This is a genomic window from Arachnia propionica, from assembly GCF_900637725.1.
GTDB lineage: Bacteria > Actinomycetota > Actinomycetes > Propionibacteriales > Propionibacteriaceae > Arachnia > Arachnia propionica.
Genome location: NZ_LR134406.1, coordinates 2,492,709 through 2,519,004 on the forward strand (window position 1 = coordinate 2,492,709; position 26,296 = coordinate 2,519,004).

Below are 26,296 nucleotides of genomic sequence, written 5' to 3' on the forward strand. Positions count from 1 at the left end.
GTCACGCAATCTAGTCGTTCGACCCGGACCGTCTGCCGCGTCGATCTCCCAAAGTTGACGTACGCGTGCCTTGATGCGACGGGTCGGGTTTTATTGGGATCAACGAGATCAGCCCACACTGAATCAATGCTGAAACGGAATCACTCTTCTCCCAAAGTCTGCAATCAGGGCAGGGCTGCTCGCTGAAACTTAAACTCTAATCCCTGTTCAAAGTGGAGCATACCATGAAGCACAAGATCATAATCACCCTCGCAGCCATGTTCGCCCTCTCAACGCCCCTACTCGCTCTGCCGACCGAGGCCAACTCCGCCACCACATCCAGCACCAACACCTCCGAATTCTCCATCAGTTCCTTCATCCCGGGCTTGCGCGGAAGGTAGCACGTCTCTACACCAAGGGTGTATCATCTGCAAATGCGGCAGCGACTTGCTTCATCGACTTTCAACTCCATCAAGCGGATTCCCGTCGAACCCGCGGTTGGCGCGGCGCTGTTCGTAATGACTCTGGGAGTTTCAAGGGGAACAGCGGCAGCACCTTCGCTAACTGTCGCCTTGGTGATGCTCGCGGCCTCTTTCCTGCTCCCTTGGCAGCCTTGGGCGGCCTTGACCTTGGCATTATGCTACTTCGGCGCCTGGATCCTTCTCGACATAACCGGAGTTGGCATGGTACTATGCGCAGGATTATTCGCATATAACTGGTTCAAACATCACCGACCCGGACGCTGGACAATAGCTGTGGCATGCCCCATTCTCATGGTGGTCGCATGGAAGGTTCACGATTCGTGGAATGACGTCTTGGCAAACCTCATTCTGTTTACCGGCATCACTCTGTTCAGCGCCACGGCCGGCGCAATCTCGAATCAGCGACGCCGGGCCGAGGAGAAGGCTCACCGGGAAAGCGAAGAAGCACTGCGTTCGACCCGTCTCCTCGTCGCGAGCGAGCTCCATGACAGCGTCGCCCAAACCCAGACCTTGGTGGTGATGAACCTCGAGGACCTCGCGGAGGACCCGCGACTTCCCGGGGAACTGATCCCCGACCTACTCGACACACTCGAGTTGTCGCGCCGCGCCACCACTGAGCTCCGCGCCGCCATGGCGGCTCTTCGAAACGTAGATCAGGACTTCAGTTCTTTCGGACGCCAGTCGACTCACTCCCTCGACACACAGTTGACCCAGGCATTGAGCGCCCTTCAGGACAACGGATTCAATACAGAAACTCATTTCGACATCCCTGGCGACAAGCTCTCCCCCGACCTCGAATACGGCATGTCCAAGATTTTGGGAGAGCTTGTCGCCAACGTCGTGTGGCACGGAGCTCCCGGAACGTGCACCATCGAAGCCCGCGAAGACGACGATTGCGTCATGCTGCGGGTGATCAACGACATCGGCACCGCAACTCCAGCGAAGAGCAACGGAGGCCATGGGCTGCTCGGCGTCAAGGAAAGGGTCGATCTGCTGAACGGCACACATTCCTTCGCCCCCAAGGGACATCAGTGGCATGCCGAGGTCAGGGTACCGCTGACCGTCAGAACCGACGAATAGGTCGAGCACGCGGGAAACACCGCTCGGCAGGGCCCTCGGCACAGAAACCCGAGCCGGGAAATGATCACAATTTCAATTGCTCCTCCCTTGCCGAGTTGAACCGGGCACGATCGTCCACCCCGGGAAGCCACCCCGGCCGCCCCCGCTTCGCACCCCTGCTCCACCACGGGATTGCACGCCACCAACCGCCGGGCCGCCCTTCGTCATCCCGAGGCACCCCGCCCCCCAGGGCCTCGGCAAAGTCCTTCATTCTCCGTGTTGGCTAGGGGTTTTGTCGGGGTTGGGTGATGAGTTGGAGTGGTCGCAGAGGGTCTCTGGAGTGGCGTCTGAGGGCTGTGGCGATGCTGACAGCTCCGGCCAGGCGATGGAGGCTGATCGCGGTGTTGCGCAACGTGGCCATTACGGCGGGGCCGTACCCGGTGTGGAACTGGTGACGGTCCTCGTCGAAGGTCACATCCCTGACCCAGTGCAGCCGGTTCTCGATACCCCAATGACTCTGGATGAGATCGGCGAGGTCAACGGGGCTGGTCTGGCGGGCATCGAGGGAGGTGATCAGGTAGACCACCTCCACGGTCTTGCGGCCGTCGATGGTGCGAGTACGGCGCAACTGTGCGACCTGACGGGCACCCGGCCAGTCGATCCAGTCAGGGACCTGACAGACCTTGATCGTGCGCCTCACGCGCCGCCATGACCGGTGGTCGTGCTGTGGTGGGCGGGGATGTTCTTCCAGGGCAAGGCCTTGAGCGCGGTCCGCAGGCGGGGCTGGTTGCCTTTCACCGTCAGCACGTAGTCATGACCCTGCCCGGTAAGGGTGCAGGCAGTGGAGCGCTGGGTGTGCAACGCATCAGCGGTGACAACGATCTTGTTGCTTGGCAGGGAATCCCTGCAGAACCGGTAGGGCGGCGATCTCGCCGGTCTTCGCGGAGAGCTGGTGTTGTCCGGCCACGATCCCGCCGCGGGTGACAGCGGCCAGCAGATGCGGCGCTGCCATGTCACAAGTTTTCGCTCCACGCAGGGTTTTGCCGTCGACCGCCACCACCATGCGACCCTTCCATCGGGTGGCGTCACGGGCCAGCAGCCACGCCCCGACCATCGCGGACAGTTCGTCGGCGTCGAGGGCTTGGAAGATTCGGCGGATCGTGGATTCCGACGGTACTCGACGTCCCGGGCGCAGCAGCCCCGACCTGGCCAGGAGATCACGGCCGGACATCAGCGGCCCACTCGGCAATCGCGACCAGGCTGCTCGCACCGGCACACACCGCCGCTGTGGCGATGGCAAGAACCCCGGCCAGGTCGTGGCGGCGACCACGACGTCCCCGAGGGTCAGCGATGGTGGCGAACACGCCCAACAGCGACTGGCCGCAGACAGGCATGGTGAGGGATGATGAACACACGCGTGGGGCCTCGTGATTTCTTGGTGATGACAAGGTGTGTAGGAACCCTCATCATCCCAGAATCCGCAGGCCCCACGCCCCCATCACCCCTAGTCACACCCCAGACACCACGACTTTGCCGAGGCCCTGACATCTGGAGGGGTTACTGCCGAAGTCAATGAGGCTTGTTCACAGCCTCTCCGAAGCCGGTTGAGCCGGACCGCGACGAAGGAGTGGTCCACCTCGAAACCACCCGGCAGCCGCACAGCAGAGGCCGCTGCAATTCCTTGGACGTGGTCGCCGGGGGTTTCGACACGGTCAGTTCGCAGAGCGAGCAGGCCGGCTCAACCAGCTTCCGCTCCTCGAAACCTTGACCACAACCCCTCACCTGCACCCCCGACCAGAAGAATGTGCCGACGGGTACCTCACCCGTGAATAAGCCTCAATGGCACAGCTGTATCATTTGACTGGTGAAGTTGCGACGCGCCCGTCTGACCCTCTCCCTCATCAAACAAATGCCCGTGGAGCCGGTGATCGGCGTTGCGCTATTCGCAATGACCTTGGGTACACCACAGGGCACATCGGGACCGACTTCTACAGGAGTTGCACTGGTGATGGTTGCAGCCTCTTTCTTACTTCCTTGGCAACCATTACCAGCCCTTGCACTAGCAATGTGCTACTTCGGCTTGTGGAGCACATTCAACATCCCCGGGGTATCCATGAATCTGTGCGGAGGAGCTTTCGTATACAACTGGTTCAAAAATCGCCGCACCGGTCGCTGGACACTGGCCATCATCTACCCTTTGTTATTGCTGATCACCTGGGAGATTCGCGACTCGTGGAACGACACTCTAATCAATCTCATCTTCTTCACCGGAGTCACTCTGTTCAGCGCCACGGCCGGCGCAATCTCGAATCAGCGACGCCGGGCCGAGGAGAAGGCTCATCGGGAAAGCGAAGAAGCACTGCGTTCGACCCGTCTCCTCGTCGCGAGCGAGCTCCATGACAGCGTCGCCCAAACCCAGACCTTGGTGGTGATGAACCTCGAGGACCTCGCGGAGGACCCGCGACTTCCCGGGGAACTGATCCCCGACCTACTCGACACACTCGAGTTGTCGCGCCGCGCCACCACTGAGCTCCGCGCCGCCATGGCGGCTCTTCGAAACGTAGATCAGGACTTCAGTTCTTTCGGACGCCAGTCGACTCACTCCCTCGACACACAGTTGACCCAGGCATTGAGCGCCCTTCAGGACAACGGATTCAATACAGAAACTCATTTCGACATCCCTGGCGACAAGCTCTCCCCCGACCTCGAATACGGCATGTCCAAGATTTTGGGAGAGCTTGTCGCCAACGTCGTGTGGCACGGAGCTCCCGGAACGTGCACCATCGAAGCCCGCGAAGACGACGATTGCGTCATGCTGCGGGTGATCAACGACATCGGCACCGCAACTCCAGCGAAGAGCAACGGAGGCCATGGGCTGCTCGGCGTCAAGGAAAGGGTCGATCTGCTGAACGGCACACATTCCTTCGCCCCCAAGGGACATCAGTGGCATGCCGAGGTCAGGGTACCGCTGACCGTCAGAACCGACGAATAGGTCGAGCACGCGGGAAACACCGCTCGGCAGGGCCCTCGGCACAGAAACCCGAGCCGGGAAATGATCACAATTTCAATTGCTCCTCCCTTGCCGAGTTGAACCGGGCACGATCGTCCACCCCGGGAAGCCACCCCGGGAAGCCACCCCGGCCGCCCCCGCTTCGCACCCCTGCTCCACCACGGGATTGCACGCCACCAACCGCCGGGCCGCCCTTCGTCATCCCGAGGCACCCCGCCCCCAGGGCACACGCCCCTCACCGCCGTCCGCGAGGCCGTCAACTTTCGGAGTATTTGCTTTGACGCCTTCCGGACAGCTCCGTAATCTCATGGTCAAGAAATACACATCCAAATGAATCCGGAAGACAACTCGACACACCTCGAGCGAGTCTTGTGCAAGCCTGAATGGTACCCGCTCTTCTGCCAGATCAACTTCGCGACGGGCAAAGAGAAAACCTACCACTCAGAACCCGATCGGACAGGAACATCTCTCCTGACCGCATGCCCGACGACGGAAGCCTCCGCAGATTCGAGAAGTTGTCGAGCAACGCATCGTCCATGATTGATGCACCTGAAAAATCAATCACAATTACAAATGTTTGATGGCTTCCGAGGTCTGACCGCGACGCCACGCCTCGCCTCTCGATCAAACACACCCGGCGATTTAGTCATTGAATGTCACAGACGCCGTTTTAGGAGTTTTTCTCCCATGACCGAACCCACCCTTCCCATGTCCCCTGCCCAGCAAGGCATGTATTTCGACAGCCAGCTTCGACAGTCCGCTGACTATCACATCGCGATTGAGCTGTACACAGAGCGTCTTTCCCGTTCACGTCTGACCCAGGCGGTCAGCGCAGTCGTGGCGGAACAACCGGCATTGCGCGCGTCAGTCGCCAGAAACGAGTCCGGGCCCGTGTACATGATCGCCGAATCGGTCGAGGCACCTGTGCGTCACCACGACCTGACAGGTGCTGAGGAGAACTTGGACAAGATCTTCCACACGGCCCGGCACGCGCCTTTCCAGCTGAACACCGCCCCTCTGTTCCGAGTGGTGGCAGCTCGTCTGCCCGACGGAGACCGTCTGCTGGTCGTGTGCCACCACCTCATCGCCGACGGACAGTCGGTGAGCATCCTCACCGACCGCATCATCGACTTGGCCCGGGGAACCCGGGAGATCACCGCATCACGCACCGACCAGGGACTGTTCACCCATCAGAACGGTCAGCTCAGCCGGCCATCGCCCGAGACACTGGCTCGGCGCGAGAGTTTCTGGTCCGAAAACCTACCCCGCCACCGGATCCCGCAGCTCGATCACTGGTTGCTCGCCTCCCCACACGAGGACGCAGCCCGGGAGTTCCGCCTGACCGTGCCCCACGACACCCCCGAAGCCGTCCGCGAAACCGCGCAGGAGGCCGAGGTTTCCGAGTTCACCGTGTATCTGGCGGCCTTCGGAGCACTGCTCGCGCACTACGCCGGTGAGGACCAGGTCTCCTTCGCAAGTCCCTTCATGGATCGCCCTCACCTGGAGATGGAGAACAGCATCGGTTGTTTCATCCGAACACTTCCGGTACTGATTGACGTCTCACCCGGTCTGAGGGTCCGCGACTGGGGTGAGGTCGGCATGGTGGCCATCGGCATCGGCTGGTTCGGGATCTTCCTTCCCCTCATGCACCGCCTCACGGGAAGCCATCTGTGGTCGGGCATCGCAACCGGCGGAGGAGTCGCCGTGTTCGCCGCCCCCGGCAATCTGTTCTCATCATTCAACCTGGCCATGGTGTGGCCCCTCTACGCCCTGCAGCTGGTCATCCTCGGGGTGGCCATGAGTCTTCTGCTTTCCCGCATGAAGGGGAACACGTTGTTCTTCCTGATCCCCTTCTGGGTCTCGGCCTCCGGCGGCCTGTGGCGCGCGTACTACTTCGCAGCCGCAACCCAGCTCGTCCAGATCACCCTGCTGCTGGCCCTGACCGGAATTCTGTATCTGGTGTTGCGCCATCAGGCCAGCGGGAACATGGCGGTTCCTCACACGTTCCCCGAATACCTCGAGCAGGACTACACCGTCCGCGAGGGGGCCATCCTCCCGGGCAGGGGCAACAGGAGTTCCGAAACAGCAACCGGCTACACACCAGCGGCACGGAACCTCGCCACCAAGGGAGCACTGTGATGGACAGCACCTTCTGGAACCTGCGTCACTCCGAGACCGGGCGTCAACTCATCATGTTCCCGTTTCTTGGCGGTTTCGGAGCCTCCTACAACCGTCTCATCTCCGATCTGGACGGCGGCTGGGACGTCTGGACCGCGAACCCACCGGGGCACGGACCCAGCCCGGTGCCGCCGCTGACCGATCTGGCCAGTCTGCGAACCCACTACCTGGACGCGCTGCGCGACATCCTGAAACCGGATGCGGTGTTCTGCGGTCACAGCATGGGCAGCGTGGTCGCCTACCACCTCCTGGCCTGCATGCACCGTCTTCCGGCATTCGCTGACCGCATGCCGTCGGATCTGGTGCTGTCGGGTTCCTGCGCCCCACATCACCTTCCAATGGCGGGCAAGGCCGACCTGGCCGACACCGATCTCGTGCTCCATCTCGCATCCTTCGGAGCCATTCCCGATGAAGTGGTCAAGGACAAGTCCTTGATGGATCTGTTCGTGCCTGCTTTCCGAGCCGATTACAAGGTTCTCGAGGAAATGAGAACAACCCCCACGGAAAATCTACCGATACGTGCCCGCCTCGTGTTCGGCGGACGGGACCCCCAGATTCCGGAGGATACCCCTGCGGCCTGGCAGAAATACTTCGCCTCTCCTGTGAAAACCCATGTGTTGGAGCGGGAGGAACACATGTTCGTTCTCCATACCACCGAGGCCTTGAACCAGATTCTCAACAGGATCTGACATTGCTGATCCACCGAAAGGAACACCCATGAGCGCCGCCACCCAGCTACCCGAGGATGCTGACACCCTGTCCGGCACCCCTTCTCCAGGCCCATCCACCGATACCCGCTCCCGCCGCCATTTCCGCAGTTTCATGGTGATCTGGGCAGCTCAGCTGGTGGCCAGGGTCGGAAACGGACTCACGGCCTTCGGGCTCGGGGTCTACGTCTATCAGCAGTCGGGCCTGAGCACCGCCGTGTCGCTCGTCACGCTGGCCGCTTTCCTGCCGTCGCTGCTGTTGTCCCCGTTCGGGGGTGTGCTCGCCGACCGATATGACCGCCGCCTCCTGATGATCTTCGGCGACACCTTCTCCGCACTCGGTCTTCTCGCCATGATCGTCGCCTTCCACACCGATTTCGCGAGTGTTCCCGTCATCTGCGCCTGTGTGGCGCTGAGCTCCGTGTTCAGCTCCGTCATGGATCCCGCCTATCGGGCCACCGTCACCGACCTGCTCACCCCCGAGCAGTACGCCCGGGCAGGAGGGCTGGTCCAGTTGGCCTCCGCATCCCAATACCTGATCTCCCCCGCCATTGCCGGATTGCTCATGGCCTCCTCCGGAATCACGACGGTACTCACGATCGACATCGCCACCATGGTTCTGACAGTGGCGTGCATGCTGCTGGTGTGGCGGACCGTCAAAACCCCGCCCCGCCGGACGACAACCGGCTTCTGGGCTGACTTCCGGCAAGGAATCAGCTTTCTGCGCCAGCATTCAGGCATCACCGTGTTGATGACCCTGATCACTGTGGTCACTTTCTGCATGGGCTTCCTGCAGACCCTGCTCACCCCGATGCTGCTCGATCTCACGGACGAGTCCACGCTCGGTGCGGTCCGTTCCGTCGCTGCCGTGGGCATGATCGTTGCGAGCCTGATCATCGGCGTGTTCAACATGAAGGGGGCCCACCTCACCTACATCACGTGTTTCCTGGCAGCAGGTGGTGTTCTCATCTTCCTCCTGGGAACCACCACCAGCATCCTGGCCATCGGAGTGCTGGCCTTCGCCTTCTTCATGACCCTCCCCCCGCTCAACACGAGCGTCGAGGTCATCGCCAGGTCCTCCATACCCAACGAGACCCAGGGCAAGGTCTGGGGTCTCATGGGACTGATCTCCCAACTCGGCTACGTCGTGGCCTACGCGGTCTCCGGTGTTCTCGCCGACAGCGTTTTCAACCCTCTGCTCCGTGAGGGCGGCGCGCTTGCGGACTCCCTGGGTGCCCTCATCGGAGTCGGCACCTCGCGCGGCATCGGGTTCATGCTCATGATCGTCGGAGTCCTTCTGATCGGCATGGCGGTTGCGATCCCCCGTGCCCGCAGCATTCGCTCCCTCCAGAACAACCTGCCCCTCACCGAGAAGAAGGGCGTGTGACATGTGGATCCTCGTACTCATAGGGCTCGGCGTCATCACCGGCCTGGCGCAACTGGCCCTGGCCGGCTTCCCGTCCGAGACCGCCATCATCATGCACACGCTGTTGTTGCACCAGTTCGCGGTGACCCACGGACTCCTGGCCGTCATCGGATTCTTCACCAACGTCATCACACCCAGACAGACGGCGGAGAAACTCGGTTGGGCCACCAGCCCTTACCAGATCAAGTACGGTTTCCAGCGGCTCGGCCTCGGGGTCATCGGCGTCCTCACCATCTGGTTCCAGGGAAACTTCTGGGCCGCCGCGCTCATCACCCTCTACATCCACGGTGCGAGCGGCATGTGGAGCCACACCCAGGAAGTTGTTCGGAAACATCGTGAAAACGGCACCACGGACTGGGCAGAAATTGGCAACATAGTGCTTGACGTGATCTACCACGTCCTCCTGACGTGGATGTCCCTGCTGATCCCCGGCGTCTGGAGCCTGGCATGAAAGACCGTTTGTACCTGCGGTACTCCCGCAACGATCTGAAAAGGAACTGGGGTGTCAACACGGCCCTGATGGTCATCCTGGTCCTCAGCGCCTTCCTCATGGCAACCGGCTGCATGGTGATGGAACGCCTCCTCGGCGGCATCAACCAGCTCTTCGAGGAGGCCAAACCACCTCACTTCCTGCAGATGCACACCGGGGACTACGACACCAAGGCTCTCGACGACTTCGCAGCCGCACATCCCGAGATCGAGTCGTGGTTCATCGAGGACATGGTGGGTTACGACTCCCCCTCCCTGACATGGTCCCGGTCCTCGACAGGTGAATCCGGAAGCCTGGCCGCGAGCCTCATCGACAACCTGTTCATCACGCAGAACAAGAAATTCGACCACCTGCTGGACGGCTCGGGCACCGTCGTGGAACCGGGCAACGGGGAGGTCTACGTCCCCGTTGCCTACCAGGAGAAGTTCGGCCTCCAAGTCGGCGACACCCTTTCGGTCCAGACGGACACAGGGCCCCGCGACTTCACGATCTCGGGTTTCGTCCGCGACTCCCAGATGGCCTCCTCACTGTCCTCCGCGACCCGGTTCGTCATCTCCCCCGACGACTTCGCCGCCCTCGGTTCCGCGGGCGGGGGGAGCAGCGAGATCATCGTTGAGTACCGGCTCGCGGATGCTTCCAACGCCAGCGCCTTGCAGACGGCATACGACTCGGACCACTCCCTTCCCCGCAACGGCCCGGCCGTCACGTTCGACATGATCCGCCTGATCAACGCGTTCAGCGACGGGCTCGTCGCGGTGGCGCTGGTCTTCGCCAGCCTCCTGCTGGTGGTGATCGCCCTGATCAACCTGCGTTTCGTCATCCGGGGAACCATGGAGGACGAGGTCCGTGAGATAGGTGTCATGCGAGCCATCGGGCTCCCCGCGCGAGCGGTCACGGGGCTCTACCTGGGCAAGTACAGCATCATGGCGTTCCTGGCGTGCGTCATCGGCGGGCTGCTCGGCAGCTTCGCCACGAATCTGTTGACGACCAGCATCGTCAAGAACTACTCCGCTTCGGCTCCCGGCCCGGCCACCGTACTGACACCCTTGATCGCCCTGGCGCTGGTGTATCTCCTCGTCGTCGGAATCTGCCGCGGCATCCTGCGCGGGATCCGTCGCATCGAAGTGGTGAATGCTCTGGTGCACGGCAGCACCCTGAATGACCGGCAGACCGCGAGGAAAGCCGCTGGGCAGGCCCGCAGGGCGCTCCGCACCACCCTGGGTGCGGGGCGAGGCAGCATCAACCGGCGCCTGTCCCTGGCGGATCTGCGCGCCGAGATGGGACAGTGGATCCTAATTCCCCTGGTGTTCTTCCTGACCTCGCTGTTGCTGATCCTCCCCATGAACCTGCTCAGCACCTTCTCCAGCCCACGGTTCGTCACCTACATGGGGGCTCCCGAATCGGACATCCGCGCCGACGTGCAGTTCTCGAAAGAAGTCGAGGCCACACGTGGCAAGCTCGTGAGGGCGTTGGAGAACGACCAACGCCTCACCAACATCCGGACCTACGCGAACGTCCTGTACGAGACCCGAGGAAAAAAAGGCTGGGAGACGCTGCGCGTGGAGGTCGGTGACTACTCGGCCAACACCGTGAAGTTCCTCACCGGCAGCCGCCCGGAAAACGGTCAAATCGCACTGTCCGCGTTGAACGCGAAGAAATACAACGTCAAGGCCGGTGACACCATGACCATCAGGCTCGACGGGAAACCGAGCACCGTCACGATCTCGGGCACCTACCAGGACGTCACCAGCGGCGGCCACACCGCAAAGATGCAGGGCTCCGTCACGGAGGGAGCAGCAAGCTACGTCATCTACGCCGAGACGGTCGGTGGCGCTGATCCCATGACGATTGCGGCGGAATACGACTTACAGTACAAGCACGCGAGCATCGTCCCGATGCAGGAGTACGTGAAGCAGACCCTGTCATACGTGACCGACGCGTTCCGCAGCGCCGCTCTGCTGTCGCTCGTCTTCGGCTTGGCCGTAGCGGCCCTGATCACCGGGTTGTTCCTGAAACTGCGACTCACCCGGGAACGCCGCCGAATGGGTGTGCTGTCCGCGCTCGGGTTCTCCAGGAACGAACTCATCAGCCAGGTCCGGTTCAAGACGGTGCTCACCGTGGCGGCCGGCACCGCCGTCGGCACGGTGTTCGCCGCCACCCTCGGGGAGGGACTGATCAGCGGATTGATCTCGCTGACCGGCATCGGCCTGACCAGTCTGAGTTTCATCCCCAATCCGCTTCTGGTCTACCTCGGCTACCCCTTGCTCCTCATCACGGTTGGCTTCCTCGCCTCCGTGCCGCTCACCGCCGGGTTGCGCCGCGGCGAATCCAGCGAATGGCTCAACAAGTAAAAGAGACGATCATGCCAACCATCACGCTCGACTGCACTGAAATCACCAAGACCTACACCACCACCGACCCACCGACCCAAGTTCTCCACGGGGTCGATCTCCAGGTGCCCGAAGGGGAATTCCTGGTCATCATGGGAGCTTCGGGATCCGGCAAGTCGACTCTGCTCTACAACATCAGTGGCATGGACCGGCCCACCGCAGGAACAGTGCGTCTCGAGGGGCGGGAACTGACCGGTCTCAGCGACAAGGAAATGAGCCGGGTTCGTCTGACCCGCATGGGTTTCGTGTTCCAACAGGCGTATTTCCTGTCCAATCTCACCATCCGCGACAACGTGCTGCTTCCCGCGCTCAAGGCCGATCCGAGAAGAGCCGGCGAAGCGGCCTCCCGGGTGGATGCGCTGCTCGACCGGTTCGGCATCGGGCACGTCAAACAGCACGGAATCACGGAGGTCTCCGGTGGGCAGCTCCAGCGCGCCTCCATCTGCCGGGCGCTGGCCGGTGAACCGGCAATCGTGTTCGCCGACGAACCCACCGGAGCGCTGAACAGCTCCATGACGGCGGAGGTCATGGACGCCCTGTCCGGTGTTCACGCCGAGGGGCGGACCATCGTCATGGTCACCCACGACCCGGCTTGCGCGGCCCGCGCGGACCGGGTGGTGTACCTGAGGGACGGGCGGCTCGTGGACTCGCGCTCCATGGAACGCTGGCATCCTGAACAAGCCACTCAACGGGAGGACGACCTCCTGGCCTGGCTACGAGGTCTCGGCTTCTGAAGGTTGAAACCTGACGCCTTGGCCCAATTCCCCGCCGGAACCGGGCCAAGGCCGCTCCGGTTCCCGGTTCCGGATCCCGTGCTAGCCTTTCCGATGCCAGTCAGCTGACCGTCCGGAAGAACACCGCTTGATGCCGTTCCCGGCCGGGACGCCCCGGGCGGGGCGGGGTGACGGCCCGGCGCCCGCTCTCCCGCCGGAGGACGTGTCGGGGAATGCCGTGGCCCGAGGCGTGGTCAATCGTTTCCCCGCGGCCACGAACCATCGAATCCTGCTGACACCACCCCTCGAACGGAAGGGCAAGGAATGCGAGGCCTACTCAGGAAGTGGCTGATCCTGGGCGTTGCCTTTCTCGTGCTGCTCCCGCCGCCGGTGCCCGCCCACCCGGACACGGGGGAATCCAAGAGCCTGTCCATCGTGCACCTCGGGGATTCCTACTCGGCGGGCAACGGCATCGGAAACCATCACGGCCCCGCCCCCTGCCTGCGCAGCAGCCACAACTGGGGCTCCCTCTTCGCGTCCTGGGCGAACTCCCGGGGGTGGCCACCAGCTACCAGAACCGCGCCTGCTCCGGCGGGAACATCGATGACCTGTTCTCGCCGCGGTCGCTCCCCAAACAGCCCGCAAAGGAGGTGGCCGCCGATTCCATCGAGGAGGCCCGGGCCAAGCTGGACGAGACCGACGCCTGCTCCGCCCGGGCGGCCGGCGACGACCTCCTGTCCGTCGACCACCACCTGCGGGAAAGCGACGGCCTGTCGCTGTGGGCGAAGAAATACACCTACGAGTGCCAGCTGACCGTCCGCGCTCAGACCGATTTCGTGGGGCCCCAGACGGATCTGGTGTTGCTGACCGCAGGGGGAAACGAGCTGGGATTCACCGACATCATCGCGAACTGTTTCGGACCGCGGATCCCCGGCGCGCTGGAGGGGGCGAACGGGACGAGGTGCCGCGAGGGTGTGGCGGCCACCATGGCCGGGCTCCCTGAGATGCTGGACCGGCTCAAGTCGCAGATCTCCCGGCTGATCACGGAACGGATGACCGGAAACCCCAAATCACAGGTGATCCTGCTGGCCTATCCCCTGCTGTCCCTGGACCGCCCCTATCACCTGCCCGACGGCGCGGTGTCCTACGACGCCGCCCGGGGGGTGAGGGAACTGGGACGGGCCGCGATCAGGGAGCAGCGACGAATCATCGACGAACTGGAGAACGACTTCCCCGGCCGTGTGAAATTCATCGAAGAAGTCGCGGATGCCTTCGACGGACACGAACCGGACCCGCGCGTGTTCACCAGGAACAAACACCGCTGGATCAACGAGTTCCTGGAAACCTCGGGTGACCACGGGCAGAACGGGGGAATCAGCGGTCCCCGGTCCGGTTCCAGCACCGACTGGTACCACCCGAACCTGGCAGGGCATCGTCGGATCGCCAAGCTCATGCAGGATCCGTCGAACCTGACCAGTGCACGTTCCGCCACGGAGACACCCGACTCCCCCGCCGCGGCGCTGCAGGGCCCGTACGTGGGAAAGATCGGTGAGAACCTGATGCTGGACGCCCGCGCCAGCCTCCCCTCGCGGGGGCGGATCACCCGGTTCGAATGGGATTTCGACGGTAACGGCACCTTTGACGCAACCACCGGCGACGGACACGTCCTGCACAACTACCCGCAGCAGATCAGCGGGTACGTTCGGGTCCGGGTCACGGACGAATCCGGTGCCCAGGCAACAACGTCCGCGCTGTTGGACATCACCCGGGACGGCGACACCATCCCCGACGAGTTCGACAACTGCCCTGAGCACCCCAACCCGATGCAGGACGACCTCGACGGCGACGGCGTCGGGGACTCCTGTCAGGACCCCACGGCCTGGGGAATCACCGCTCCCCTGGGCAGCGACGAACAAGCGGTGACGCCCCCTGCCGAGGAGCTGCCCGCCCCGTCCCTACCCCGCCCACCGGTGCTCCCTGCCTCACCCGGCCTGCCCAAGACCGGAAAGTAGTAGAAGAAACGCCGGGGCCCGGTCCCCGAAGGAACCGGGCCCCGGCCGTTTTCGCCCCGCCTCAGGCGGGAATCACCTCGAAGCCGACCCGCGCGGTGACCGCGGGGTGCAGCTTGACGGATGCGACGTGGTTGCCAACGGTCTTGACCGGTTTGGCAAACGACACCGACCGCTTGTCGATGGCGGGACCGCCGGCCTTCTTCACGGCCAGGGCCAGGTTGGCGGCGGTGACGGCACCGAACAGCGAACCCGACTCGGCGGCGCGGGCCGGAACCTTGATGGTGAGTTCCTCGATCTGGGTGCGGAGCTCCTGCGCGTGCTCGACGCCACGGACCTCACGGGCGTCACGGGCTCGTTTGATGCCCTCGATCTGCTTCTCGGCGCCACGGGACCAGACGATGGCCTTGCCCTGCGGGACGAGGTAGTTGCGGCCGTAGCCGTTGCGGACCTCGACGACGTCTCCTGCGATGCCGAGCTTGTCGACGGTGCTGGTCAGAATGAGTTTCATCTGTTCTTCCTCCGATCAGCGGGCGGTCGAGGCGTAGGGCAGCAGGGCCACCTCACGCGCGTTCTTGACGGCGAGCGCGATCTTGCGCTGGTCCTGGACGGACAGCCCGGTCACGCGGCGGGCGCGGATCTTGCCGCGCTCCGAGATGAACCTCTTCAGCGTCGCGATGTCCTTGTAGTCGATGTTGGCCACGCGAGTGGTCTTCACCGGCATGATCTTCTTCTTGTTCACAGACTTGCGCTGTGGACCGGCCATTGTGGTGCTCTCCTAGTCTTGCGGGCCTTTCCGGCCCAGTGGGAAGCCCGTCGTGAGACGGAATGTGCCAGCCGACCCGGCGGGTCGGTTGTGCGGGTGGATCAGAACGGGGGTTCCTCCGCGGCGGACTGGTTCCACGGGTCGTTGCCGCCCCGGTTCCCGCCGCCGTAGCCTCCGCCGCTGCTGCCCCACGGGTCGCCGCCCTGGCCGCCCTGACCTTGCTGGGACTGGTTGCCGTAGCCACCCTGCCCCTGCTGGCCCTGATTGCCGTAGCCACCCTGGTTGCCGTAGTTCTGTCCGCCACCCTGGTTCTGGTTGCCCTGCCAGTTCCCACCGCCCTGGCCTCCGCCGCTGGTGCGGGTGACCTGCGCGGTGGCGTACCGCAGGGAGGGACCGACCTCGTCGACATCAATCTCGAACACCGTGCGGCGATCGCCCTGCTGGGTCTCGTAGCTGCGGGACTTCAGCCTGCCCTGCACGATGACGCGCATTCCCTTGGTGAGGGACTCGGCGACGTGCTCGGCGTACTGGCGCCACACGGCACAGTTGATGAACATGGCCTCGCCGTCGCGCCACTCACCCGTCTGTCGGTCGAAGGTGCGGGGCGTCGAGGCGACGGTGAAATTGGCCACCGCGGCACCACTGGGGGTGAAGCGGAGGTCCGGGTCTCCGGTGAGATTGCCCACCAGCGTGATCTGGGTTTCGCCTGCCATGTTTTCCTCCGGGATCGGACTTGTCTTTCGTCAACACTATGGCCGTTTCCCCCGACAGAAATCTTCAGGGCCGGGGATTCGGCGTCAGTGTTGAAAGCTCACTTCTCGAGGCGGAGCACCTTGGTGCGGACGATCCGCTCGTCGATGCCCATCAGGCGGTCCATCTCCTGGACCAGCGCCGGGTCGCAGGAGACCTGCACGACGGTGTAGCTCGCCTCGGATTTCTTGTTGATGTCGTAGGCCAGACGCCTGCGACCCCAGTGGTCGACGTTGTCAACCGCGCCACCACCGGCGGTGATGACCTCGAGGTGCTTCTCGATCAGGCCCGGAACCTGGCGCTCGTCGATGTCGGAATCGACGAGGACCATGATCTCGTACTTGCGCATGGGTACTGCCCAACCTCCTTCGGACTGGCGGCCACGGGTCGTTCCCGCGGCAGGAGGGCATGACCGACCGGGTGGTCAGCCGGGGGCCGAGTTTACCCGAGCGGCCCCGTCTCGGAAAAACCCGGCAGGTCCGGGTGCCCGGACGATTCGATCGCCTCCCAGAAGAGGTCCGCCCAGGCCCGGTAGCCGGTGTCGTTGGGGTGGAACCAGTCCGCCGCCGTGTTGATGTGGTAGCGCAGCGGCCCGAGGCCCCGGGTGGCGTCGTGGACATGGACCCGGTGATGGCCGTGGAGGGTGATGAGGTCGGCCACCGCGTCGTTGAACCTCTCCGCCCGCCGGGACAGCACTGGCAGCGTGAACCAGGGCACGTCCGCGACGAAGCTGCCCGGGGGCAGCTGGGTGAGGATGTCGGCGAAGTGTTTCTCGAAGGATTCGAGGGTGTTTCCCGGCAGCACCACGTCGTTGCCGCCGATGTCCAGGGTGAGGATGTCGGGGGCGCGGTCGAGTTCCGCCAGCCGGGGCAGCTGGTAGCGGACGACGTCGCGGCTGGTGGCCATCGACACCGACAGGTTCGTCACCACGACCTTCCGTCGGCTCACCTGCGAGATCCGCTCCGCGAGCAACGCGACGTAGCTGGTCTCCACCCGGCTCGCCCCAACACCCTGGGCCGCGGAATCCCCAAGCGCGACGTAGTGGATCGCGTCCTCAGGGACGTCAGTGGCTGCCCGGCGCCAGTGCTCGGCGTAGTCGACTGCGTGGCGGTTGATCGTTGCGCGTCCCATGACATAGGCCGCGCCCAGTGCTATTCCCGCCGCCGCTAAGGCGGCACCCATCCAGCGCTTCATCGGCGGCGGTAGGGGCCGGGGATGATCGGGTTGCCGTCGCGGCCCCAGGCGATCAGACCGCCCGCGACCGACTCCGCGAGGATGCCCTTCTCCCGAAGTTCCGCCGCGGCGATCGAGCTGCGCAGCCCGTTGTCGCAGATCACGACGACGGCGGAGTCGACCTCGGCCAGGGGATCGCCGCCGTGGATGGCGTCGAGGGGGTCGTCGTGCAGGTCCTTGGGATCGACCGGCCTGGCACCGGGTGCGTGCCCGGCCTCGTACTCGGCCTTGGAGCGGACGTCTATCAGAACGGCGCCCTTGCTGAGCGCCAGCACCGCGTCCTCGACGCTCAGCCCGGAGGAGCGTTTGCTCAGGAAGTCGAACAGACCCATGCGATCAATGATTCCACGGCTCCCCCGAGCAGTGACCGAGCCATGCCGGTCCTGTTCGGGATGGTCACGGCAGGGACGTGGTTCCACCCCTTCCGGCACATCCTCGCTCAAACGACACATTCCCAGCAGGACGCGGCTGTGGGGCTATCCCCACCCCGGATTGGCCGGGTAGCGGGATGGGACACGAGATCACGGCCCAGAAGGCTGGAGACCATGAGCTTCAATACCTCGATCTCCATCCGCGGCCTGACCCGCGTCTACGATGTGCCGGGGCGCGACGACGCCCGTGTGGTCGCGCTCGACCACGTCGATGCTGACTTCCCCACCGGCAGTTTCACCGCGATAGTCGGCGCCTCCGGCTCGGGCAAGTCGACGCTGCTGCACTGCATGGCAGGCCTCGACCAGCCCACCAGCGGCCAGGTATCCATGCTCGGCACCGCCACCTCGGAGTTGAAACCTGCCAAACGCGCCGCGTTCCGTGCCGCCAACACCGGGTTCGTGTTCCAGGAGTACAACCTCATCGCATCACTGACCGCCGCCGAGAACGTATCCATGCCCTCCAGGCTGGCCGGCAATCCGCTCCCGGACAGCCAGATCCGGGAGTCCCTCGAGGCCGTCGGCCTCGGGCACCGGGCCAACTTGAAACCCCATCAGCTCTCCGGCGGTGAACGTCAGCGCGTGGCCATCGCCCGGGTGATGGCCAGCCAGCCCAGGATCGTCTTCGCCGACGAACCCACCGGCGCCCTCGATCTCGACTCCACCGGCCTGGTTCTCGATTGGCTACGGGAACTCGCCTCACGGGGAACGACGGTGGTCATGGTCACCCATGACGTCGAGGCCGCGGCCCTGGCGGACTCCGTCGCGGTGATGAGCCAGGGCCGGCTCGCGGAGTGGTCGACCACCCGCGACGCCCGGGTGATAGCCGAACTCGTTCACACGGTCCGCGCACTCTGAGGAGGTGGAAAGATGTCAACCTTGATTTGGAAAGACCTGCGTCATCATGCCAGCGAGTGGTTGTGGTCGCTGCTGGTGGCTACCGTCGGCGGCACCATCATCGGCGTCGTCATCACCTCGTGGTGGAGCGCCGTGCAGTGGTCCCTGGCCCACCCGGATGGGCCGTACATGCTCGCGAGCAACATACTCGGCAGCAACATGGTGGGGTACATAGGAGTCTCAACCGCCATCGTCATATCAACGACCCTTGGCCTGACCGTCACCGCCCAGCAGCGTTCCCACGCGCTGTGGAAGGTACTCGGCATACCCGGTCGCCGTATCCGTTCGGTCATCCTGTGGCAGGTCTGCGCCGTCGGTCTGGTCGGTGGGCTGCTGGGAGGGTTGCTGGCCCTGCCCACGGCCCGTGTGTACCTGTTGACGTGGCGTGAATTCAGCCTGTTCTCGGATGACCTACCCCTGTCGATGCCGTTTTTCGGGGTTCCTGCGACGATACTCGTCACCGCCCTGTTCAGCGTGCTCGGCGGATTGAGTGCCGCGCGCCGGGCGGCGAACATCCCGGAGATGCAAGCGCTGCGGGAGGCGTCATCCCCCAGGACCCGGACGAAACTGTGGCAGTGGATCGCAGCCGGCTTCTTCCTGATTCCCGTGATTCTGATACCAATCCTCATCAACTTTGCCCCCGAGACCCTGCAAAGTGACAACACCCCCAGGATGCCCAATTTGCCTGCCAAGGCGAACTCCCCAGATTTCGAGTCCCCGGGCGACCGTGCCGTCCTGGGCGGGGGTATCGGACTCATGGCCACCTTGGCGGCGTTGTTCATCCCGAACTGGACCCTCCGCCCGCTGCTGATCGGGTGGACGAGCCTGATTCCCGGCCGCAACCCGGCCTGGTTCGCCGCCCGCGCCAACGCCCGGCACCGCTCGGCGTTCAGCTTGACGACGATCGTGCCCTTCGCCATCGCCGTCGCCATGACCGGAGTCTTCTACACCGTGGCCAATGCTGGACGGGCTGCCGGCGGCATGAATGGCGGGGTCAACGGTTTCCTGACCATCATGGTCCCGATCTTCTTCGTCGCCGGCGCCGGGGGCGTGGCGAACATCGCGATGGTGGGACGGACCCGCCGTCAGGAGGGAGCCCTGCTCGGAGTGATCGGAGCCAGGTCGGGCACGATCCTTGGCTCCACAGTCCTGGAGGGCGCGATCTACGCCATCACCGGAATCCTTTTCGGGCTGGCCATGACCCTGCTCAGCGCCATCTCCGCTGCACTGATGTCCGGAGGCGGGATGGAGGTTTTCATCGGCTCCATCCCGGTCACAACACTGCTGCCCGCGATCGGGGCATCGCTCGTGCTGGCCATCACCACCACGTGGCTACCCGCCCAGCTCGACCGCCGCCCGGTGATGGAGAATCTGCGTCAACCGGTCTGATCCCGCTGCACTCACAGTGGGGGTGAGCTGACCTGCGGGCTTTACGAGCCGGTCATTCCGAAACCATCCCGCCAGTATCCGATGACTCGCAGTCAGGTCTACCGTTCAACCAAGGAACGGTTCCGGCACACCGCTGATTCCTCGCGACCCGGCTCAACCAGCTGAGGGGGAGGTCACCAGCGGTCGTGGTGGACGACCTCCTCCAGGGCGATGCGGTGGTTCCAGCCGAAACGGATCAGGTCGGGGACCTCCTGGAGTTTCGTCACGCGGCCCACGCACAGCCAGCCGACCGGCCTCACCTGTTCGGGCAGCCCGAGCAGCTCCTTGAGGAAGGGTTCCTGGTAGAACGACACCCACCCGACCCCGAGGTCCAGGGCGGTGGCCATCAGCCACAGGTTCTGCACGGCGCACACCACCGAGAACACCCCGGCGTCGCTGATGGTGTGGCGTCCCAGGACGTTGGGCCCGAAGCGTGTCGGGTCGTAGGTGGCGACGATTCCCATCCCGGATTCGCGGATGCCCTCGATCTTGATGGGATTGAACTTCTCCCGCTGTTCCCCGTCGAGGGAGTCGGCGTAGTCCTGTCGGCACTGCGCGACATGCTCTGCGAAGGCGTCCAGGGTGGCGGGGTCGCGGACGACGACGAAGTCCCAGGGCTGGCTGTTGCCCACGCTCGGGGCGGCGTGGGCCGCGTTCAGGAGGTCGGCGAGTTCCTCCTCGCCCAGGGGGTCGCCGGTGAACTCGGCGCGCACGTCGCGGCGGCGTTTGATGATCGTCTTGAGAGCTTCCTGGCAGTCCAGATCCATGCGGAAGACCCTAGCGACGCCTTTCCCGCGGCCTCGGGGAGGGCGGTCAAACCATCTCCTGCGTGATCGTCCTGGCACCTCGGCCGGGGCGCCGACGCCGCTCCGGCGCCTCGTGCATGCCGTCGGCGACGCACCTTGAGGATGGGCCGAGGGGACCGTGGTCCGCCGAGGAGAAGCGGAAAAACACGGGAAACACATCGGGCAGCGAGTCGCTGTGGGTGAGGGACCGCGGCTGATGATCAGAAGGGCTTCGACCAGTCCAGTTCCTTCGTGGATCGCTCCCAACCATCCCCTGATGCAGATTTCGCTTGGAAACTAATACTCAAAAAGTTAGTATTCAAGCATGAAGTCACGTGTGGCGCTGCAGCAGCTGGCGGAGGTGACCGAATCCCAGTGGGGCATGGTCACAACCGCCCAGGCCCGCGCGCAAGGCATCGACCACATGACCCTCAAGCGGCTCAACGATGACGGCCACCTGATCCGGCTCATCCACGGCGTCTACCGCAACGCCGGCGCCCCGAGCGCGGAGCACGAGGAACTCCGGGCAGCGTGGCTCGCGGCCGAACCCCGCAGGCTCGCTCTCGAACGCCTCCACGACAACCGCCCGGGGATCGTCATCTCCGGGGAATCCGCTGCCCGGCTCCACGGCATCGGAGACCTCCGGGCCGCTCGGAGCGAGTTCACCTCGCCGACACGGCGACAGAGCCAGCGACTCGATGTCCGGTACCGCACCCGAGACCTTCCCCGTGAGGACATCACCGTCCGGCACGGCCTGCCCACGACCACACGGGAACGCACCATCGCCGACCTAGTCGAAGATCGGCAGGACCTCAGCACCGTCGCAGACGCGCTCCGGGACGCCACCCGGCAGTCCGCCCTGGACACCGAACGCCTCACCGAACTCCTGGCTCCCCTGGCGCGCCGCAACGGCTGTGCGGCAGGTGACGGCGCGGCGCTGCTGGAAAAACTCGCCCAGTCGGCGGGAATCGACGAGAACAGCTGGGCCAGAAGCATCGCAGAAAACGGACCCCTCATGGCAAAGATCCTCAGCCAGTGCGTCACTCATCTTCCCCAGATGCAAATCACCCACCTTCCCCAGATGCAAGCTGCTGTCAAGAAGTTTTCGATCGCAGTCGACAATCTTCTTAATACATCGAAGTTCCAAAAAGTCTTCACCCCAGCAAACCAAGAACTCCTCACGGCAGCGAGCCAAGTACTCGGGAACTCACTTCAGACCTGGAAAACCAGAATCTCCACCTCTGAAACCGCCGAGCTGCTCGCGAACACGATTCACAATCAGCTGGTTAACCCGATGGCAAGCGCATCACATCCCACTCCTCCGCCACTGGAGTCCGACATGCCACACGAATGCGAGGATCCTAGATGACAGATCCCTACCAGACACCGGCAGCAGTCGAGTCGGCAATACGATCAGCCGCTCAGAAAGCAGCCCAGAACGACAAGTCCCTCAGCACCCAGGAGCGCATCCGGCTGGAGTACTTCCACCGTTTTCTGTGCCGGATCTTCTCAGAGACGCCAACCGACGCATGGCTTCTCAAGGGCGGAACGGCCCTGCTGGCCAGGGTCCCATCGGCGCGAGCAACCAGTGATGTCGACTTGTTCAATCGGCGTCACTCACTGGCCGCAGCCCTGACTGAGCTTCGGCGCCTTGCGGCCCTTGACCTGGGAGATTTCTTTCGCTTCGAGTATGTCAGCCAAACGGATTCACTCGGCGGTAAACAGCAGGCCTACACCGAAGGCATCCGCGTGAGCTTTGACGTCTACCTCGGCGTCAACAAAAAGGACCGGCTGAATGTCGATCCCGTTGTCAAAGCCGTTACGACAGAGACCCCGGAGACCATCATCCCGTCGAATGTCCTGACACTCCCCAAACTCCCGCAGTGCGAGTATCGCCTGTACCCTTTGGTCGACCAGATGGCAGACAAGGTTTGTGCGACACTTTCCCTTTACAACGGTCATTCTTCGACACGCGTGAAGGACCTCGTGGACCTTGTTGTCCTCACACTCACACAGACCATCGATGGCGGCAGCCTTGAGGTGGCCATCACCCGAGAAGCAGCTTCCCGAGGGTTGCCGCTCCCGGAGACCTTCACGGTACCTCCGGACTGGGATGCCTCCTACAGAAGACTCGCCTCCCCCATCCCGGACTGCAAGGACCACCTCACCGTCGCATTGGCCACGAGCCTCGTCAATGCGCTGTTGGAACCGGTGCTTGCCGGGAAGGCCAAGGGCCTACGGTGGGATCCCGGGATTCGCGCATGGGTTTGAGCCGGCCTGGGAGCGGAACACGAGGAGCTCCGCACGGCATGACTAGCGACCGATCCCCTTGTCGCTGCTTGAGGTAGTGAGTACGGGGGATTTGAGGATACCTAGACTCAATGCAAGTGAGCGACATCCCCGCCTTCAATCGCACCGGAAAGCGAGAGTCAAATTGATTCAAATCTCTACTGACTTTTCTACCATGATCCTGCACAGAGAGGGCGAGGCTGCCCGAGACTGGTTGGAGGCCTTGCCGTATACGTTGGAAGATTTGCTCGACAGGTGGCACCTTCGCCTGGAGGGACCGCCGATGTACGGGATGTGCGCTGTGGTTCTGCCTGTTCATTGCAAGGACGGGAAACGCGGTGCCCTGAAAGTGAGTTGGGTCGACGACGAGACCCGACTCGAGTCCGTTGCTTTACGCACGTGGGGCGGTCATGGAGCGGTCTCGGTGTTGCACACCGACGAGGGGGCCGGCGCCATGTTGTTGGAGCGGCTGGATGAGCGGCGGGTCCTTCTGGACGTCCCGATTCAGGAAGCGCTTGACACTGCCGCCGATCTTCTTCGCGAACTGCGCGTTCCTGCGCCCGCTGGGTTTCGCAGCGTCGGTGACATCGCTGCCCGGTGGGGCACGGAGTTCCTTGAGGAGTGGCGGCGGCTCGGCGAACCGTGCCCCGAGAAGCTCGTCTCCTCTGCCGTCGATGTGTGCGCAGAGCTGGCCGTCATGCCTTCGGAACCCTCGCTGCTGCACGGCGACTTCCATTACGCCAATATCCTTGGGCGTGGCAAGGATGCGTGGGCCGCCATTGACCCCAAGCCACTGAAAGGCGACCCCGCGTATGAGGTGGTTCCGCTGCTGCGCAACCGCTGGGGCGAAATCCGGGGCGGTGACGAAACGAACACCATGGTACAGCAACGGATGGAGCGGTTCGCCGGAATGGCTGAGCTGGAGCCAATGACCGTGCGCTGGTGGTCTCTCGTGCGCAGCGTGGATGACGCGATGTGGTTTCAAGAAAATGGCTACGAGGCCCGGGCGGAGATTTCTTGGGACATCGCCAGGTCGATGTCGGCGGATCTGTGAGGCTTGTTCACGGGCATGGGCCGCCGCAGAACTCTCATTCAAGGCGAACTCGAGGGCAGCTGTTCATGAAAACCCGTGAAAGACCTCGTGGACCTTGTAGTCATCATACTCACACAGACCATCGATGGCAGCAGACTCGAGGTGGTTTCGACTCGGACCGCTCCTTCGTCGCGGTCCGGCTCAACCAGCTTCATGCGGGATGATCGGAACGTTCCCGGCACTCGCGATCGTTTCGGCGGACTCAACCTGTTTCATGAGGGGTGATCTCCAGCTCATCCGGCGAGAACTCGTCCGGCTGATGGCTCAACTGGAGCGCCGACGCCGTTCCAGTGCCTCGTACATGCCGTCGATGAGTTCCTTGAAACGCTCCTCCACCTGCCGGCGACGCACCTTCAACGTCGGGGTGAGCAGGCCGTTGTCCGTGGTGAGGTCGCCGTCCATCAGCTCGGTGGCGCGGGGTTTCTCCTGGCTCGGGAGTTTGTCGGTCAGGGCGGTGACCCGTCGGCGCAACTCCTCGGCCAGTTCGTTGGACTTCAGCCAGTCGGCCACCTCACCCGGCCACTGCATCAGTTTCCCGAGCTCCTCCACGTGCGGCAGCGACGGTTTGACCAGCAGCGTCACGCAGGGCCGGTTGTCGCCGAGCAGGACGGCGTGCTCGAACAGTGGGTCGGCGAGGATGAGGCCCTCGATGGGCTGCGGCGCGACGTTCTTGCCGCCGAGGGTGACGATGATGTCCTTGATGCGGTCGGTGATGACCAGGAACCCGTCGACGTCGACATATCCGGCGTCCCCGGTGTGCAGCCAGCCGTCGGAGTCGATGGCGGCCGCGGTGGCCTCCTCGTTGTTCCAGTACCCGGCCATCACGTTCGGGCCGCGGAACAGCACCTCACCGTGTTCGCCGATGTGCAGCTGCCCGCCCTTGAGCACCCGCCCCGCCGTGCCGATCTTGAACCCGCCCGGCGAGTTGAAGGTCACCAGCGGCGAGGCCTCGGTCAGCCCGTAGCCGGTGTAGATGGGCATCCCGACCGCCGAGAAGAACTCCTCGATCTCCTTGCGCAGCGGCGCCCCACCGCAGGCCAGGACCGCCTTGTTGCCGCCCAGGGCGACGCGGATCGAGGACAGGACGAGCCGGTCGGCCATGCCGAGTTGGGCGCGCCAGAACCACGCAGGTCGCCTTCCCTTGCGGTAGGCCCGCTGGTTGCGGGCCCCCACCCGCAGCGCCCACTTGAAGATGCCACGTTTGATCCCCGAGGCAGCGACCTTCGCGTGAGCGGTCGCGAACACCTTCTCGTACAGCTTGGGGACGCTCACGAGCAGCGTCGGTTTCGTCTGCACCAAGGCATCGGCGACGGTGCGGGCGTCGGGAACGTAGGTGTTCATGCAGCCCTTGAGCAGGATGATGCTGGTCCAGGCCCGCTCCAGCGCGTGCGAGAGGGGTAGGAAACACAGCGAGTGATCCTCCGGCCCGAAGTGGAACATTTCCTCGATCGCCTCTTTCTGGGCGATCATCGCGGAGTGCCTGAGCATCACCCCCTTCGGGTCGCCGGTGGTACCGGAGGTGTAGATGATCGACGCCAGATCATCGGGGCCTGCCTCCGCGAGACGGGCCTCCAGGGCCCGGGTTTCGGGTTCGGCCCGGAAGTCGTCGTAGGTGATGACCCGTTCCGGCATGCCCTCCCAGGGTTCGAGAATCACCAAGTGCTCCAGTTCGGGCAGGTCATCGGCGACCTCCAGGACGCGTTCGCACTCGCTGCGCCCGCCTGCGAACAGGATCCGCAGCCCGGAATCGGCAGCGATGTGCCGGATCTGTTCCGGGGTGGAGGTGGCGTAGATGGGCACCGGGATGGCCCTCACGGTGGCGGCGCCGAAGTCTATCTCCGACCACTCGGGACAGTTGTTCGCGAACAAACCGATGCGGTCGCCCGGCCGGATTCCCCGGTTCAGCAGCCCCTGCGCCGCCTCGTCGATGCGCTCACCGAACTCGCGGAAGGTGTGGGTGCACCAGTCGTCGCCGACCCGGATCCGGGTGGCTGGACGGTCGGCATGCTCGGCGATGGCCGCGCGCATCTGTACGGCGAGGTGCTGGATCATTGGTCCTCCTGGTCGGAGACCAAGGATAGAGGGTCATGGCGACGGCAAGTCCCCTAGGACTTGCTGCAAAGAGTGTCGCCCGGGCGAGGAAGCGCCGGACGGGACGTCGGATCGCCCGATCCGGCGCGCCGC

At 63.9% G+C, this 26,296-nt stretch carries 26 protein-coding genes; 15 read left to right on the forward strand and 11 right to left on the reverse strand.

Annotation, left to right across the window (positions count from 1 at the left end; genetic code table 11):
- The first annotated feature begins 224 nt into the window (after positions 1–224).
- Both EL272_RS15305 and EL272_RS11185 read left to right on the forward strand, forming a co-directional pair.
- Positions 225–380: a hypothetical protein gene (locus tag EL272_RS15305; protein WP_159424575.1), complete on the forward strand. Its 156-nt coding sequence runs from the start codon at positions 225–227 to the stop codon at positions 378–380.
- A 33-nt stretch (positions 381–413) separates the two neighbouring features.
- A complete protein-coding gene (locus tag EL272_RS11185; RefSeq protein ID WP_126409429.1) occupies positions 414–1,541 on the forward strand; it encodes a sensor histidine kinase in 1,128 nt (375 codons plus the stop codon).
- Positions 1,542–1,803: 262 nt separating this feature from the next.
- Here the strand turns inward: EL272_RS11185 and EL272_RS15485 are convergent, their stop codons facing one another.
- The 3 genes from EL272_RS15485 to EL272_RS15495 form a co-directional block, all read right to left on the reverse strand.
- Positions 1,804–2,271, reverse strand: a complete 468-nt coding sequence (locus EL272_RS15485; RefSeq protein WP_425321018.1) for an ISAs1 family transposase — start codon at positions 2,269–2,271, stop codon at positions 1,804–1,806.
- 114 nt (positions 2,272–2,385) lie between these two features.
- The gene (locus EL272_RS15490) at positions 2,386–2,751 is read right to left on the reverse strand and encodes a hypothetical protein (protein WP_197720256.1); all 366 of its coding nucleotides are present in this window, start codon (positions 2,749–2,751) and stop codon (positions 2,386–2,388) included.
- Positions 2,738–2,914, reverse strand: a complete 177-nt coding sequence (locus tag EL272_RS15495; protein ID WP_197720257.1) for a transposase family protein — start codon at positions 2,912–2,914, stop codon at positions 2,738–2,740. The genes EL272_RS15490 and EL272_RS15495 overlap by 14 nt, the downstream gene beginning before the upstream one ends.
- 470 nt (positions 2,915–3,384) lie before the next feature.
- Between EL272_RS15495 and EL272_RS11195 the strand changes: the two genes are divergently transcribed.
- The 8 genes from EL272_RS11195 to EL272_RS11230 all read left to right on the forward strand — a co-directional run bounded on the left by EL272_RS11195 (position 3,385) and on the right by EL272_RS11230 (position 14,446).
- On the forward strand, positions 3,385–4,512 hold the full coding sequence (locus EL272_RS11195; RefSeq protein WP_244926072.1) for a sensor histidine kinase: 1,128 nt from the start codon (positions 3,385–3,387) through the stop codon (positions 4,510–4,512).
- A gap of 705 nt (positions 4,513–5,217) precedes the next feature.
- Positions 5,218–6,669 (forward strand): condensation domain-containing protein, encoded by a 1,452-nt coding sequence (locus EL272_RS11200; protein ID WP_061787911.1) that lies wholly within the window; start codon positions 5,218–5,220, stop codon positions 6,667–6,669.
- On the forward strand, positions 6,669–7,397 hold the full coding sequence (locus tag EL272_RS11205) for a thioesterase II family protein (RefSeq protein ID WP_061787912.1): 729 nt from the start codon (positions 6,669–6,671) through the stop codon (positions 7,395–7,397). Before EL272_RS11200 ends, EL272_RS11205 begins: the two co-directional genes overlap by 1 nt.
- A 28-nt stretch (positions 7,398–7,425) precedes the next feature.
- Complete coding sequence (locus tag EL272_RS11210; RefSeq protein ID WP_061787913.1) at positions 7,426–8,802, forward strand: MFS transporter; 1,377 nt, start codon at positions 7,426–7,428, stop codon at positions 8,800–8,802.
- A 1-nt stretch (position 8,803) separates the two neighbouring features.
- A complete protein-coding gene (locus EL272_RS11215; RefSeq protein ID WP_061787914.1) occupies positions 8,804–9,292 on the forward strand; it encodes a DUF6790 family protein in 489 nt (162 codons plus the stop codon).
- Positions 9,289–11,682, forward strand: coding sequence for an ABC transporter permease (locus EL272_RS11220; protein ID WP_061787915.1), 2,394 nt, complete (start codon positions 9,289–9,291; stop codon positions 11,680–11,682). Before EL272_RS11215 ends, EL272_RS11220 begins: the two co-directional genes overlap by 4 nt.
- A gap of 11 nt (positions 11,683–11,693) precedes the next feature.
- The gene (locus tag EL272_RS11225) at positions 11,694–12,455 is read left to right on the forward strand and encodes an ABC transporter ATP-binding protein (RefSeq protein WP_014847325.1); all 762 of its coding nucleotides are present in this window, start codon (positions 11,694–11,696) and stop codon (positions 12,453–12,455) included.
- Positions 12,456–12,991: 536 nt separating this feature from the next.
- The gene (locus EL272_RS11230) at positions 12,992–14,446 is read left to right on the forward strand and encodes a PKD domain-containing protein (RefSeq protein ID WP_126409432.1); all 1,455 of its coding nucleotides are present in this window, start codon (positions 12,992–12,994) and stop codon (positions 14,444–14,446) included.
- Positions 14,447–14,507: 61 nt separating this feature from the next.
- Here the strand turns inward: EL272_RS11230 and rplI are convergent, their stop codons facing one another.
- From rplI to EL272_RS11260, 6 genes are all read right to left on the reverse strand, one after another.
- Entirely contained in the window at positions 14,508–14,954 is a 447-nt protein-coding gene (gene rplI / locus EL272_RS11235; RefSeq protein ID WP_061787917.1) for a 50S ribosomal protein L9, read from the reverse strand.
- 15 nt (positions 14,955–14,969) lie between these two features.
- Positions 14,970–15,209, reverse strand: coding sequence for a 30S ribosomal protein S18 (rpsR, locus tag EL272_RS11240; RefSeq protein ID WP_014847330.1), 240 nt, complete (start codon positions 15,207–15,209; stop codon positions 14,970–14,972).
- Positions 15,210–15,310: 101 nt separating this feature from the next.
- Positions 15,311–15,922, reverse strand: coding sequence for a single-stranded DNA-binding protein (locus EL272_RS11245; protein ID WP_014847331.1), 612 nt, complete (start codon positions 15,920–15,922; stop codon positions 15,311–15,313).
- A gap of 98 nt (positions 15,923–16,020) precedes the next feature.
- Positions 16,021–16,308: a 30S ribosomal protein S6 gene (gene rpsF, locus EL272_RS11250; protein WP_061787918.1), complete on the reverse strand. Its 288-nt coding sequence runs from the start codon at positions 16,306–16,308 to the stop codon at positions 16,021–16,023.
- 92 nt (positions 16,309–16,400) lie between these two features.
- A complete protein-coding gene (locus EL272_RS11255) occupies positions 16,401–17,141 on the reverse strand; it encodes an SGNH/GDSL hydrolase family protein (RefSeq protein WP_159424560.1) in 741 nt (246 codons plus the stop codon).
- Positions 17,142–17,149: 8 nt separating this feature from the next.
- Positions 17,150–17,524, reverse strand: a complete 375-nt coding sequence (locus tag EL272_RS11260) for a rhodanese-like domain-containing protein (RefSeq protein ID WP_014847334.1) — start codon at positions 17,522–17,524, stop codon at positions 17,150–17,152.
- A gap of 213 nt (positions 17,525–17,737) precedes the next feature.
- Between EL272_RS11260 and EL272_RS11265 the strand changes: the two genes are divergently transcribed.
- Positions 17,738–18,478, forward strand: a complete 741-nt coding sequence (locus EL272_RS11265) for an ABC transporter ATP-binding protein (protein WP_061787920.1) — start codon at positions 17,738–17,740, stop codon at positions 18,476–18,478.
- Positions 18,479–18,490: 12 nt separating this feature from the next.
- Entirely contained in the window at positions 18,491–19,906 is a 1,416-nt protein-coding gene (locus EL272_RS11270) for an FtsX-like permease family protein (RefSeq protein WP_061787921.1), read from the forward strand.
- A gap of 173 nt (positions 19,907–20,079) precedes the next feature.
- Here EL272_RS11270 and bluB read toward each other — a convergent pair whose 3' ends face one another.
- The gene (gene bluB / locus EL272_RS11275) at positions 20,080–20,712 is read right to left on the reverse strand and encodes a 5,6-dimethylbenzimidazole synthase (protein ID WP_014847337.1); all 633 of its coding nucleotides are present in this window, start codon (positions 20,710–20,712) and stop codon (positions 20,080–20,082) included.
- 343 nt (positions 20,713–21,055) lie between these two features.
- Between bluB and EL272_RS11280 the strand changes: the two genes are divergently transcribed.
- From EL272_RS11280 to EL272_RS11290, 3 genes are all read left to right on the forward strand, one after another.
- The gene (locus tag EL272_RS11280; protein WP_082793871.1) at positions 21,056–22,099 is read left to right on the forward strand and encodes a type IV toxin-antitoxin system AbiEi family antitoxin domain-containing protein; all 1,044 of its coding nucleotides are present in this window, start codon (positions 21,056–21,058) and stop codon (positions 22,097–22,099) included.
- The gene (locus tag EL272_RS11285) at positions 22,096–23,001 is read left to right on the forward strand and encodes a nucleotidyl transferase AbiEii/AbiGii toxin family protein (protein ID WP_061787923.1); all 906 of its coding nucleotides are present in this window, start codon (positions 22,096–22,098) and stop codon (positions 22,999–23,001) included. The genes EL272_RS11280 and EL272_RS11285 overlap by 4 nt, the downstream gene beginning before the upstream one ends.
- 193 nt (positions 23,002–23,194) lie before the next feature.
- The gene (locus EL272_RS11290) at positions 23,195–24,073 is read left to right on the forward strand and encodes an aminoglycoside phosphotransferase family protein (RefSeq protein WP_061787924.1); all 879 of its coding nucleotides are present in this window, start codon (positions 23,195–23,197) and stop codon (positions 24,071–24,073) included.
- A gap of 303 nt (positions 24,074–24,376) precedes the next feature.
- Here EL272_RS11290 and EL272_RS11295 read toward each other — a convergent pair whose 3' ends face one another.
- A complete protein-coding gene (locus EL272_RS11295; protein WP_110644259.1) occupies positions 24,377–26,164 on the reverse strand; it encodes an AMP-dependent synthetase/ligase in 1,788 nt (595 codons plus the stop codon).
- Positions 26,165–26,296 lie beyond the last annotated feature (132 nt).